Origin of the sequence: Arthrobacter sp. AK01 (assembly GCF_021109375.1) — a bacterium.
Taxonomy (GTDB): Bacteria; Actinomycetota; Actinomycetes; order Actinomycetales; family Micrococcaceae; genus Arthrobacter.
On sequence record NZ_JAJOHP010000105.1, the window covers coordinates 1 to 12,231 of the forward strand.

Annotated in this window: 9 protein-coding genes; 6 read left to right on the top strand and 3 right to left on the bottom strand. The window is 63.6% G+C overall.

What is annotated here, in order from left to right:
• Positions 1 to 521: 521 nt before the first annotated feature.
• The 3 genes from LN996_RS22210 to LN996_RS22220 all read right to left on the bottom strand — a co-directional run bounded on the left by LN996_RS22210 (position 522) and on the right by LN996_RS22220 (position 3,747).
• The gene (locus LN996_RS22210; RefSeq protein ID WP_231343243.1) at positions 522 to 1,289 is read right to left on the bottom strand and encodes an SDR family oxidoreductase; all 768 of its coding nucleotides are present in this window, start codon (positions 1,287 to 1,289) and stop codon (positions 522 to 524) included.
• Positions 1,290 to 1,325: 36 nt separating this feature from the next.
• On the bottom strand, positions 1,326 to 2,087 hold the full coding sequence (locus LN996_RS22215; protein ID WP_231343245.1) for an aspartate/glutamate racemase family protein: 762 nt from the start codon (positions 2,085 to 2,087) through the stop codon (positions 1,326 to 1,328).
• A 94-nt stretch (positions 2,088 to 2,181) separates the two neighbouring features.
• Positions 2,182 to 3,747 (bottom strand): NCS1 family nucleobase:cation symporter-1, encoded by a 1,566-nt coding sequence (locus LN996_RS22220; protein WP_231343247.1) that lies wholly within the window; start codon positions 3,745 to 3,747, stop codon positions 2,182 to 2,184.
• Positions 3,748 to 4,038: 291 nt separating this feature from the next.
• On the opposite strand from LN996_RS22220, the gene aceE reads away from it, so the two are divergent.
• The 6 genes from aceE to LN996_RS22250 all read left to right on the top strand — a co-directional run bounded on the left by aceE (position 4,039) and on the right by LN996_RS22250 (position 12,061).
• On the top strand, positions 4,039 to 6,813 hold the full coding sequence (gene aceE, locus LN996_RS22225) for a pyruvate dehydrogenase (acetyl-transferring), homodimeric type (RefSeq protein ID WP_231343249.1): 2,775 nt from the start codon (positions 4,039 to 4,041) through the stop codon (positions 6,811 to 6,813).
• A gap of 196 nt (positions 6,814 to 7,009) precedes the next feature.
• Positions 7,010 to 8,254, top strand: coding sequence for a CdaR family transcriptional regulator (locus LN996_RS22230; RefSeq protein WP_231343251.1), 1,245 nt, complete (start codon positions 7,010 to 7,012; stop codon positions 8,252 to 8,254).
• A gap of 88 nt (positions 8,255 to 8,342) precedes the next feature.
• Positions 8,343 to 9,272, top strand: coding sequence for an ACP S-malonyltransferase (locus LN996_RS22235; RefSeq protein ID WP_231343253.1), 930 nt, complete (start codon positions 8,343 to 8,345; stop codon positions 9,270 to 9,272).
• Positions 9,269 to 10,330 (top strand): beta-ketoacyl-ACP synthase III, encoded by a 1,062-nt coding sequence (locus LN996_RS22240; protein ID WP_231343255.1) that lies wholly within the window; start codon positions 9,269 to 9,271, stop codon positions 10,328 to 10,330. The genes LN996_RS22235 and LN996_RS22240 overlap by 4 nt, the downstream gene beginning before the upstream one ends.
• A gap of 115 nt (positions 10,331 to 10,445) precedes the next feature.
• The gene (locus tag LN996_RS22245) at positions 10,446 to 10,691 is read left to right on the top strand and encodes an acyl carrier protein (RefSeq protein ID WP_011692310.1); all 246 of its coding nucleotides are present in this window, start codon (positions 10,446 to 10,448) and stop codon (positions 10,689 to 10,691) included.
• A 134-nt stretch (positions 10,692 to 10,825) separates the two neighbouring features.
• Positions 10,826 to 12,061: a beta-ketoacyl synthase gene (locus LN996_RS22250; protein WP_231343257.1), complete on the top strand. Its 1,236-nt coding sequence runs from the start codon at positions 10,826 to 10,828 to the stop codon at positions 12,059 to 12,061.
• Positions 12,062 to 12,231: the final 170 nt, after the last annotated feature.

Below are 12,231 nucleotides of genomic sequence, written 5' to 3' on the forward strand. Positions count from 1 at the left end.
CCGAGGCAGGGATCCGTCCCTTGGCCGGTATAGATGCTTGAATCGCCCCGGCCCCCGAACGGGGGGCCCGCTTTTTGCCCCCCTGGTAATTGTTTCCACACCGGCGGCAACCGGGCCGCCGTCGTCGGGCTTGAATTGCGCCCAAGCAGGCAGCGGCAGGCCCAGAACCTCCGCGGCACTGATATGGCTAAGGAAATCGCCCCGGTGGAGGTCAAGATGTGGCCGGGCAACCTCCAGCAACGTCTGCACTCGCAGTGGCAGCCGGAGTCCCCTGCTGGGCACCAGTAGGTCCGACGCCCGCAGCCTCTTCGGGGCAACGCCGAATTCATCAGCCTCAGCCAGAGTAAAGGCTTGGTCAGAGAGCGCGGGAGGAAGTGAAGACAACGGACGCATGCCCCATTCAGTCATAACGACCGAGGCGACCGAGAGTTATCCACAGATCATTCGCGTCAGACCTGAGTTTTTGTACAGCTAATGCCCGGAAAGGGCGGATTTGAGGGCGTTATGTGTACAAAAACTCGCTAGCCGCGGCCCACGAATGGCATGCCTGCGGCGGTGACCACCAGGGATCCCACACTGGCCGACGCCGGCATATTGGCCATCATCAGCACAGCACGGGCGGCGTCGTCCACGGGGAACATCGGCTCCACCTTGCGGCTGCCGTCGGCCTGGAGGGCGCCGGAGCCCACGCCGATGGTGTCCATGATTTCCGTGCGGGTATTACCGATGTCGATCTGCCCGCACGTGATGCCGAACGCCCGGCCGTCGAGTTCGATGCTCTTGGTCAGGCCGGTCATCGCGTGCTTGGTGACGGTGTAGGCCACGGATCTGGGCCTCGGTGAGTGCGCCGAGATGGAGCCGTTGTTGATGATGCGGCCACCTTGCGGTTCCTGGGCTTTCATGGCCCTCACGGCCTCGGCAGCGCACAACATTGAACCCGTGACATTGACGCGCAGGGTTGCTTCCCACTCGTCCACGCCGATCTCGCCCACGTCCCCGGCCGGACCAAAAATACCCGCATTATTGAACAGCACATCAACCCGGCCCCAGCGCTGGCGGACCTCGGCGAAAAGGCGCGCGACGTCGTCGGGCGCTGTGACATCGCAGGGGACCGCAAGCGCGTCCGGATGGTCGCCTGCCGTCTCCAGCAGTTGCGCCGCGCGGCGCCCGGCCAGTGCCACCCGGTAGCCATCGGCGAGCATCAGCCGGGCAACCGCCCGCCCAATGCCCGAACCAGCCCCGGTCACGACGGCGACCTTCGGGTCTGCGGGCACGCTTGAGTCAGTCATGTGGTTGCCTTTCGGGTGGCGCGTTCAGCGCATGGATCAGTGCGCGGCTTCGGCCGGCTGGTGTGCGACGGGCTGGGCTGCAGTTATCGGCCAGCCTATGACAGTCTTCGGGCGCGGAGTGGCGTAGGTTCGGACCTTGGACGTGGACAGGCCCAGACGGACCAGGGATTCGGCAATGGTGACAGCCGCGGCCACGCCATCAACCACCGGAACACCCGTTCGCTGCCGGATTTGGTCGTCGAGTCCCGCCATCCCACCGCAGCCCAGGACGATGACCTCGGCCTTGTCTGCGTTCACTGCTTCCTCGGCCTGGCCCACAATCGCCTCAACGGCACGTTCCGGGTATTCCTCGAGCTCCAGCACGGCCATGCCACTGGCCCGGACGGAGGCGCAGCGTGTGTCCAGGCCTGCAAGCTTGAGCCGGTCCTCGATAAGGGGCACCGCGCGGTCAAGCGTGGTGACCACCGAGTACTTGTGGCCCAGGAACATCGCGGTGCTTGCTGCGGCCTCGGTGATGTCGACCACCGGGACGTCCAGGAGCTCCTGGAGCCCCTCGCGGCCGTGCTCGCCGTAGCCTGCCTGGATGACGGCGTCGAACGGTTCCGGGTAGTTGACCACGGCGTCCATGACGGCGATCGCGGCGAGGTAGCTTTCGAAGTTACCCTCGCAGGAATCGGCGCCGAACCGCGGAGTGATGCCGATAATCTCCGTGCCGGGCGCTGCTGCCGCGCGGGCCTGGGCGGCGATGGAGTCGGTCATGGACTGGGTGGTGTTCACGTTTGCGACAAGGATGCGCATGGGTTTCCTCTCAACGGCAATGCCCGTCCTCCGCTGGATCCGGTTGCTGGGATCTGCTTGGCTGGAGGACGGGCGACGCCTTGATAATGGTGTGTCAGTGAGTGCTGGCGACCGCGATCGGCTCGCCGGAGACGTCCTCATGGAGCTGCTTCTTGTCAGCCACCGCGAAGAACGTGAGCGCAGCTACGCCTGCTCCGATAAACCAAGCGAACGGTGCTGCGGGTGCCAGTGCCGGAATGAAGGCGATGGCGATGGCGATCGCTGCCGCCGGGATCATTGCGATGATCGCCTTTGGGTTCACGCCCCGCTTGTAGAAGTACGCGCCCTTCGGGTCCTCGGTGTAGAGCTCGGGCACGTTGACCTTGCCCCGACGGACCAGCCAGTAGTCGGCCATGATCACGCCGAACAGCGGTCCAAGCAACGCACCGAGCCCGCCCAGGAAGTACACAATCACGATCGGGTTGTTGTAGAGGTTCCACGGCAGGATCACCAAGCCAATGGTGCCGCTGACCCAGGCTGCCTTGCGGAAGTTCAAGTGCCGCGGGAAGAGGTTGGTCAGCGCGTACACCGGAGCGACGAAGTTGGCCATCAGGTTCACGGCCACTGTCAGGATCAGCAGGGCGAGGCACGCCAGGACCAGCAGCAAGGTGTTCGGGATGCTCTGGACAATGTCCGAGGGGCTCTCGATGACGGTGCCATTGATTTTGTACTGTCCGCCAGCCATGACGACGACGATGGCGCCAAAGACCAGCATGTTGATGGGGATGCCCCAGAAGTTGCCCTTGACGATGGACTTCTTGGACGTGGAGGACCGCGTGAAGTCGCAGAAGTTCAGCACGAAGGTTCCGTAGATGGACACCCACAGCGCACCTCCGGCGAAGATGGTGAGCCACATTTCCCCACCTTCAAGGCCCTTGATGCCGGACCACTGGATGGCGCCACCGGCTTCGATGAACACCCACACGGCAATCGCTGCCATTGTCACAAGAATGACCGGGCCTGCGAAAGCCTCGTACTTACGAATCATCTCCATGCCGAAGCTGACGATGACCAACTGCACGATCCAGAGAGCCACGAAGGAGAACCAGCCCAGGGTGGACAGGCCAAGAATGGAGTTGCTGTCCAGGTCCTTGAGGCCAGGTGCCATGGCAACCAGCATCACCCGGAGGACCACCGAGGCCAGGTATGTCTGGATGCCGAACCATGCCACGGCAACGGCGCCGCGGACGAGGCTGGCGATCTGCGCACCCCTGATACCAAAGCTGATGCGGCTCATGACCGGGAACGGGACGCCGGTCTTCTGGCCCATGAACCCCGAGAAATTCAGGAGGGCAAAGAGCAGGATGGCACCGATTCCCAGCGCCACCAGAATCTGCCAGCCGCCCAAGCCAAGGGAGAACAGGCCGATGGCAAAGGCGTAGTTACCCAGGCTGTGGACGTCGTTGGCCCAGAGGGTAAAGATGCTGTAACTGGTCCACTTGCGGCCCTTGGCCTTAGTGGGAGCGAGGTCGATGTTGTAAAGACTGGGGCTGATGATACGGCCTGATGCTTCGGAAGCAATAGCGCAGAGGTCCGTGTTGCCCACGGCCGGGTGGTTGGGGCCACCTGCTGGTGCGTCTCCCGGAGTACCAGTGACGCCGACTGATGAAGTCGTCTGCATCGTGGATCTCCACTTCGTACTGATTCCACATTGCGGAATCAAGTTATTGAATAGTGAAAACACTCTATGACGCAGGTCACTCGCCGTCAAGGTGTCACGAATGTAGGCAGGGTCACATTCGGTTGCTTGGCCGACGGTTTCCCAGTTGACTGTTTCGGTTACGCAATCCGTGTTGACGCCGCCGATCCGCAGACGTAATCTCGAATTGCAGAATTTTATTCTCACAATACGAAATTCCTTGAGCGCCCCCACAGAGCAAGCGCCCAGACATTCAATGAAGAGAGGTTGGACGTGGCTGCAGGAGAAGAGACCTCACACATCCTCAGCGGGTTGACTGCCCAGCTGCCTGATCGTGATCCGGAAGAGACCGCGGAGTGGATTGAGTCCCTTGATGCGTTAATCGCGGAGCAGGGTACCGAGCGTGCCCAGTACATTATGCGTTCGTTGTTGCAGCGTGCTGGTGCCCGGTCGGTGGGTGTGCCGATGGTGACGACCACTGATTATGTGAACACGATCCCGGTGGACCAGGAAGCGCCGTTCCCGGGGAACGAGGAGTTCGAGCGCCGGTATCGTGCGTACATGCGGTGGAACGCTGCGGTGATGGTGCATCGTGCGCAGCGTTCCGATATTGGGGTGGGCGGGCATATTTCCACGTATGCCGGTGCCGCGACCCTGTACGAGGTGGGCTTCAACCACTTCTTCCGCGGTAAGGACCACCCCTCCGGTGGGGACCAGGTGTTCTTCCAGGGCCATGCCTCCCCGGGTATGTACGCCCGCGCGTTCATGGAAGGCCGCCTGACGGAGGAGGATTTGGACGGGTTCCGTCAGGAGAAGTCCAAAGAGGGCCATGCCCTGTCCTCGTACCCGCACCCGCGCCTGATGCCGGACTTCTGGGAGTTCCCGACCGTGTCGATGGGTATCGGCCCGATGAACGCGATCTACCAGGCCCAGTCCAACCGGTACCTGCAGAACCGTGGCATCAAGGACACCTCCGACCAGCAGGTCTGGGCGTTCCTGGGTGACGGGGAAATGGACGAGCCCGAGTCCCGTGGCCTGCTCCAGCTCGCCGCGAACGAGAACCTGGACAACCTGAACTTCGTGATCAACTGCAACCTCCAGCGCCTGGACGGACCGGTCCGCGGCAACGGCAAGATCATGCAGGAACTCGAGGCGTTCTTCCGCGGTGCGGGCTGGAACGTGATCAAGGTCGTCTGGGGCCGGGAATGGGACACCCTCCTGGAGAACGACGCCGACGGGGCGTTGGTGAAGATCATGAACGAAACCCCCGATGGTGACTACCAGACCTACAAGGCCGAGTCCGGCGGGTTCGTCCGTGAACACTTCTTCGGTAAGTCCCCGCAGACCAAGGACATGGTCGCGGATTTGGACGACGAGCAGATCTGGGGCCTCAAACGCGGCGGGCACGACTACCGCAAGGTCTACGCCGCGTACAAGGCAGCGACCGAATTCAAGGGCAAACCCACGGTCATCCTGGCCAAAACGGTCAAGGGCTACGGCCTGGGCCCGCACTTCGAGGGCCGCAACGCGACCCACCAGATGAAGAAACTGACCATGGAAGACCTCAAAGCCTTCCGTGACCACCTGCGCATCCCCATCAGCGATGACCAACTCGACGCGGACCTCTACCGGCCCCCGTACTACCACCCCGGCATGGACGCCCCGGAAATCAAATACCTCATGGACCGCCGGGCAGAACTGGGCGGGTTCGTCCCCGAACGCCGCCGCAAACACACCGACGTGGTCCTCCCGGACGCGAAGTCCTACGACGTCGCCAAACGCGGGTCCGGGAAACAACAAGCCGCGACCACCATGGCCTTCGTCCGGCTCCTCAAGGACCTGATGCGGGACAAAAACTTCGGCGCCCGCTTCGTGCCCGTCGTCCCGGACGAATCCCGCACCTTCGGCATGGACGCGTTCTTCCCGACCGCGAAAATCTACAACCCCAAAGGCCAGAACTACCTCTCCGTGGACCGCGACCTCGTCCTGGCCTACAAAGAATCACCCGCAGGCCAACTGATCCACCCCGGCATCAACGAAGCCGGCGCCGTCGCAGCGTTCACCGCCGCCGGCACCGCCTACGCCACCCACGGCGAACCCCTGGTCCCGATCTACGTGTTCTACTCCATGTTCGGCTTCCAACGCACCGGGGACTCCTTCTGGGCCGCCGCGGACCAAATGACCCGCGGCTTCATCATCGGCGCCACCGCAGGACGGACCACCCTCACCGGCGAAGGACTCCAACACGCCGACGGACACTCCCCCATCCTGGCCTCCACCAACCCCGCCGTGAAAACCTACGACCCCGCCTACGGCTACGAAATCGGCCACATCATCCGCCACGGCCTCGAACAAATGTACGGACCCGACGCTGACGCGCAAGGAACCAGAACTGCGTCAGATAAAAACGTGATGTACTACCTCACCGTCTACAACGAACCCATCACCCAACCCGCCGAACCCGAAAACCTGGACATCAACGGACTCCTCAAAGGCATCTACCGCCTCGCCGAAGCCCCCACAGGAGACCCGAACCGCCCGAAAGCGAACATCCTCGCCTCCGGCGTGTCCGTCCCCTGGGCCCTCGAAGCCGCACGGATCCTCAACGACGACTGGGGAGTCGCCGCCGACATCTGGTCCGTGACCTCCTGGAACGAACTCCGACGCGACGGACTCGCCGCCGAAGAACACGCCTTCCTCAACCCCGGCCAACCCGCCCGCACCCCGTTCATCACCGAACAACTCGCAGGCACCACCGGACCCGTCATCGCCGTGTCCGACTACATGAAAGCCGTCCCCGACCAAATCCGCCAATTCATCCCCAACGACTTCGCCTCCCTCGGAGCAGACGGCTTCGGCTTCTCCGACACCCGCCAAGCCGCCCGCCGCTACTTCAAAAACGACACCCACTCCATCGTCGCCAAAACCCTCCAACTGCTCGCCGCCAAGGGAGAAGTTGAAGAAGGCGCCCTGGAGAAGGCCATCGATAAGTACCGGCTTCTGGATGTGAACGCCGGCACCACAGGCGGCGCAGGCGGCGACGCCTAAGTATTGGTTGCCGGACGCTGTCCGGCAACGGAGCTAAGCCAGCGGTAAACGCGACGGCGGCTTCCACCGAAAGGTGGGGGCCGCCGTCGTGGTTTAACCAAGCGGGATGCCGCGTCCGACCATGTGACCAGCGACAACGCAAGTTGTAGCCTTCTCACAAATGGAGCTTGCGCGGGATGGCCCGTATGCTCATTCCATGGCAGAGCCAAGCAAAACAACTTCCAAGCGCAAGGCAGCAACCCAGGCGTTGTCGCCTGAAAAGGCCGAAACTCTGCGGCAACTCCGCGCCAACGTGGGCCAGCTGTCCACCAGCACCATGCGCCAACTCGAGAAGTCGCTGCCCTGGTACAGCCGTCTCAGCTCCGATGAGCGCTCCGCGCTGGGACTGGTAGCGCAGAATGGTATCGCCGCATTTGTGACGTGGTACGAACGGCCAAGTTCGCCGTCATGGATCCTGACTGACGTCTTCGGAAACGCCCCCACCGAGCTGACGCGCTCCATCAGCCTGCAAAAGGCCCTCCAGTTGATCCGAATCGTGGTGGAAGTCGTCGAGGACCAGGTTCCTGTCATCGCGCCGGAATCAGACCAACCTTCGTTGCGGGAGGCCGTCCTGCGCTATTCGCGTGAAGTGGCTTTCGCAGCTGCCGACGTATACGCCAGGGCCGCCGAATCCCGCGGTTCCTGGGACACCCGCCTTGAAGCGCTGATCGTTGACGCCATCCTGCGCGGCGAGAACACGGACGCGCTCAGGTCACGGATCGCCGCCCTCGGCTGGAAGGCACAGGAGCGCTTCACAGTAATGGTGGGCAATTCGCCGTCGGAGCCCAGCGCCAGCTACGTCAGCGAACTGCGCCGAACCGCCGGGCGTTTCGCTGAGGATGCCTTGGTGGGAATCCAAGGCGACCGGCTGATCCTGATCCTTGGTGGTGTGCAGGACCGCGACACCGCGTACGTCAAGCTCAGTGAGCTTTTCGCCCCCGGTGCCGTTGTTTACGGGCCGGAGGCGGGGTCGCTCCTTGAAGCGAGCAGTTCCGCGCAGGCGGCATTCGCTGGGCTCACGGCGGCCCGCGCGTGGCCCTCGGCACCGCGGCCCGTTGCAGCCGACGACCTGCTTCCTGAGCGGGTTGTCTCCGGAGACGACGCTGCACGCAGGTCGCTGATCAAGAACATCTACCGGCCATTGTTGGCCGCCTCGAATGGCTTGGTGGAGACCCTTGGCACCTATCTCGAACTGGGCCACTCCCTGGAAGCCACAGCCCGTGAACTGTTCGTCCATGCCAATACTGTGCGCTACCGTTTGAAGCGTGTCTGCGACGTCACAGGCTGGGATCCGCTTCTTCCAAGGGAGGCTTTTGTGCTGCAAACCGCCTTGGTAGTCGGCAGGCTTTCGGCCCAACCAAAAGCCGCCCCCGAACGTCACGCGTCGCGTTCACAGAACTGAACCGTTGTAGACTTCCTACAAACTGACCCAGTGAGCTTGGTGTACCAAAACACCAGTGGATCACGTGGCAATTTGGAAAGCTGGATACGTGCTTGCAATCGTCTGCCCTGGACAGGGCTCCCAGACCCCCGGATTTTTAGCCCCTTGGCTGGAACTCCCTTCCGTCGAAGGCCAATTGGCCTCCCTGAGCGAGATCGCAGGCATTGACCTCAAGGCCCACGGAACCACCTCGGACGAAGAGACCATCAAAGACACTGCGGTGGCTCAGCCGCTGATTGTTGCAGCCGGCCTCGTAGCCGCCAAGTCTTTGTTCGACGTCGAACTCAGCACCCTTCCTGTCATCCTCGCCGGGCACTCCGTTGGCGAGATCACGGCTTCGGCCCTGGCAGGCGTCCTCACCGAGGCCGAAGCCATGACCTTCGTCCGGGAACGCGCCAACAGCATGGCCGCGGCAGCCGCAGTGACCCCCACCGGGATGAGCGCTGTCGTCGGAGGCGACCCCGCCGAGGTCCTGGCGGCCATCGAGGCATCCGGCGCAACTCCCGCGAACGTCAACGGCGCAGGCCAGACAGTTGCCGCCGGTACCTTCGACCAGCTCAAAGTCCTCGCAGACAACCCCCCGGCGAAGGCACGCGTGATCCCCCTCAAGGTCGCGGGCGCATTCCACACCTCGCACATGGCTCCGGCCGTCAGCGCGCTCGAATCCCTCAAGCCGTCGCTGTCTCCTCAGAATCCGGCTGTACCGCTGCTGTCGAACTACGACGGCCAGGAGGTCACCGGAGGACCTGCCGCTGTAGACAGCCTGATCGCCCAGGTCTCCCGCCCTGTCCGTTGGGACAAGTGCATGGAAACGCTGGTTGCGCGCGGCGTCACCGGGGTCATCGAACTTGCCCCCGCCGGCACCCTCGCCGGCTTGGCCAAGCGCGGAATGCCCGGCGTCAAGACCGTTGCCGTCAAGACCCCGGATGACCTGTCCGCGGCCCTCGCACTCTTCGCCGAATTGGAGGGACAAGCATGAGCACTCCCGTATTGAACAAGGCTGCCGTCAACGAGAACGCCCGCATCCTGGGTATCGGCGCCTACCGCCCCGACGTCATCGTCACCAACGACGACGTCTGCCAGTGGATCGACTCTTCGGACGAATGGATCCGCCAACGCACCGGAATCATCACACGCCACCGCGCAGCAGCTGACGTCAGCGTCATCGACATGGCCGAAGGCGCCGCACGCGAGGCGCTCCAGCAGGCGGGTATCGAAGCATCCCAACTCGGCGCCGTGATTGTGTCCACTGTGACGCACCCGTACGCGACGCCGTCAGCTGCCGCTGCACTCACTGATCGTTTGGGCGCGACGCCGGCACCCGCCTACGACATCTCGGCCGCCTGCGCAGGGTATTGCTATGGCGTGGCCCAGGCCGACGCCCTGGTCCGTTCCGGCGCAGCCGAGTACGTTTTGGTCGTGGGCGCGGAGAAACTCTCCGATGTCATCGACAACCACGAACGCACCATTTCCTTCCTCCTCGGCGACGGCGCCGGCGCTGTCGTAGTGGGCCCATCCGACACCCCGGGAATCGGGCCTTCGGTGTGGGGCTCGGACGGCAGCAAGTGGGACGCCATTGGCATGACCCACTCCCTTGAAGACGTCAAGAAGCTGGGCGAATCGGCCCGCCACTCCGACGAAATCGACGACCCCGCCATTCTCTCGGCAACCCAGGACGTCTGGCCGACACTGCGCCAGGACGGCCAGACTGTGTTCCGCTGGGCAGTTTGGGAAATGGCAAAGGTAGCCCAGCAGGCCTTGGACGCCGCCGGCATCGAGGCCACCGATCTCGCCGCGTTTGTACCGCATCAGGCAAACATGCGAATCATCGACGAGATGGTCAAGAAGCTCAAGCTTCCCGAATCCGTTGTCATCGGCCGCGACATCGCCCAGGCGGGCAATACGTCCGCGGCTTCCATCCCGCTGGCAACGCACCGCTTGCTTCAGGAAAACCCTGAGTTGAGCGGCGGCCTGGCCCTGCAGATCGGGTTCGGCGCCGGACTGGTCTTCGGCGCCCAGGTAGTAGTTCTGCCGTAGACCTGGATTGGCCTGCAGCCTCCAGCCAACTGAATACGACTTACAAACCCAAACCGCAACCCGCGGTTTGCCCCCTTTCCGGCAGTAGCCGGTACAACAAGAAAAGGAGCCAACAATGGCTAGCAACGAAGAAATCCTGGCCGGCCTGGCTGAAATCGTCAACGAAGAGACGGGCCTCGCCACCGAAGCCGTGGAGCTGGACAAGTCCTTCACCGAGGACCTGGACATCGACTCCATCTCCATGATGACCATCGTTGTCAACGCTGAAGAGAAGTTCGGCGTTCGCATCCCCGACGAAGAGGTCAAGAACCTCAAGACCGTCGGCGACGCCGTCAGCTTCATCGCCAACGCACAGGCCTAGTCCTGACACCAGCTGTGCCGGGCCGGGATTCCTATCCTTGCGCCCGGCACAGCCGCAGTAACGCCCAAAGATTTTGTAGCCTTCCCCTGTGAATCCCTGCAGGCGGAACGGCTGATCCGACAGAGAGTGATCGCATGGCACGCAAAGTAGTCATAACCGGTCTGGGGGCCACCACTCCCATCGGCGGCGACGTACCCACAATGTGGCAGAACGCGCTGAAAGGGGTCTCCGGCGCCCGCACGCTCGAAGACGAGTGGGTGGCCAAGTACGACCTCCCCGTCCACTTTGCTGCCCGGTGCTCGACGCCGGCCCTTGAGGTCCTGAGCCGGGTTGAGGCCAAGCGTATGGACCCATCCACCCAGTTTGGCGTCATCGCAGCACGTGAAGCCTGGGCCGACTCCGGGATCGAGGACCTCGACCACGACCGCCTGGCTGTTGCTTTTGCCACCGGCATCGGCGGCGTCTGGACCCTTCTGGATGCCTGGGACACCCTCAGGGACAGGGGCCCCCGCCGGGTCCTGCCCATGACCGTTCCAATGCTCATGCCCAATGGCGTAGCGGCGGCGGTCAGCCTCGACCTCGGCGCCCGCGCTGGAGCGCACACTCCCGTCTCAGCCTGTGCATCAGGCACGGAAGCCCTCCATCTCGGCCTGGAGCTCATCCGTTCAGGCAAGGCCGACGTCGTAGTGTGCGGTGGCGCGGAAGCTGCCATCCACCCGATGCCCTTGGCCGCTTTCTCCTCCATGCAGGCGCTCTCCCGTCGCAACGACGAGCCGGAACGCGCGTCCCGCCCTTACGACATCGACCGTGACGGCTTCGTCATGGGCGAAGGTGCCGGCGCTTTGGTTCTCGAAGCCGAAGAGCACGCAATCGCCCGTGGAGCGCGCATCTACGCCGAACTCGCTGGCACATCGGTAACTGCGGATGCGTACCACATCACGGCACCGGACCCCGAGGGCCTGGGTGCAACGCGTGCCCTGAAGGCCGCCATGTTTGATGGCCGGATCCAGGCTGAGGACGTAGTCCACGTCAACGCGCATGCCACGTCCACCCCGGTTGGCGACAAGCCCGAGTACACGGCCCTGCGTGCCGCGTTGGGGACCCATGTGGACAATGTCGCGGTCTCCGCCACCAAGTCCCAGATGGGCCACCTCCTGGGCGCTTCAGGCGCCGTTGAGGCTGTCCTGACAGTGCTGGCCGTCTATGAGCGCAAGGCGCCGGTCACCATCAACCTTGAGAACCAGGATCCGGAGATCCCGCTTGACGTCGTGACATCGGTCCGGGACTTGCCTGCCGGCGATATCGTCGCGTTGAGCAACTCCTTCGGTTTCGGCGGACACAACGCCGTCATCGCGGTCAGGAACGTCTAAGCCCGGTTCGCTGCCGATGAGATGAGACATGAAGAGGGGGCCCCCCCCCCCCGGGGGGCGGGGCGGGGGGGGGGGGGGGGGCGGGGGGAGTGGGGGGGCGGGCGCCCGGGGGGACCCCCCCCCCGGGGCGGCGGCGCGCCGGGGGGGGGGGGGGGGAAACCGAGATGCCC

Bases quoted from the DNA above. Each gene is read 5' to 3' on its own strand.
- LN996_RS22210 (WP_231343243.1), bottom strand. From the start codon at position 1,289: ATGACTGACTCAAGCGTGCCCGCAGACCCGAAGGTCGCCGTCGTGACC.
- LN996_RS22230 (WP_231343251.1), top strand. From the start codon at position 7,010: ATGGCAGAGCCAAGCAAAACAACTTCCAAGCGCAAGGCAGCAACCCAG.
- LN996_RS22250 (WP_231343257.1), top strand. From the start codon at position 10,826: ATGGCACGCAAAGTAGTCATAACCGGTCTGGGGGCCACCACTCCCATC.
- LN996_RS22240 (WP_231343255.1), top strand. From the start codon at position 9,269: ATGAGCACTCCCGTATTGAACAAGGCTGCCGTCAACGAGAACGCCCGC.
- LN996_RS22220 (WP_231343247.1), bottom strand. From the start codon at position 3,747: ATGCAGACGACTTCATCAGTCGGCGTCACTGGTACTCCGGGAGACGCA.
- LN996_RS22245 (WP_011692310.1), top strand. From the start codon at position 10,446: ATGGCTAGCAACGAAGAAATCCTGGCCGGCCTGGCTGAAATCGTCAAC.
- LN996_RS22215 (WP_231343245.1), bottom strand. From the start codon at position 2,087: ATGCGCATCCTTGTCGCAAACGTGAACACCACCCAGTCCATGACCGAC.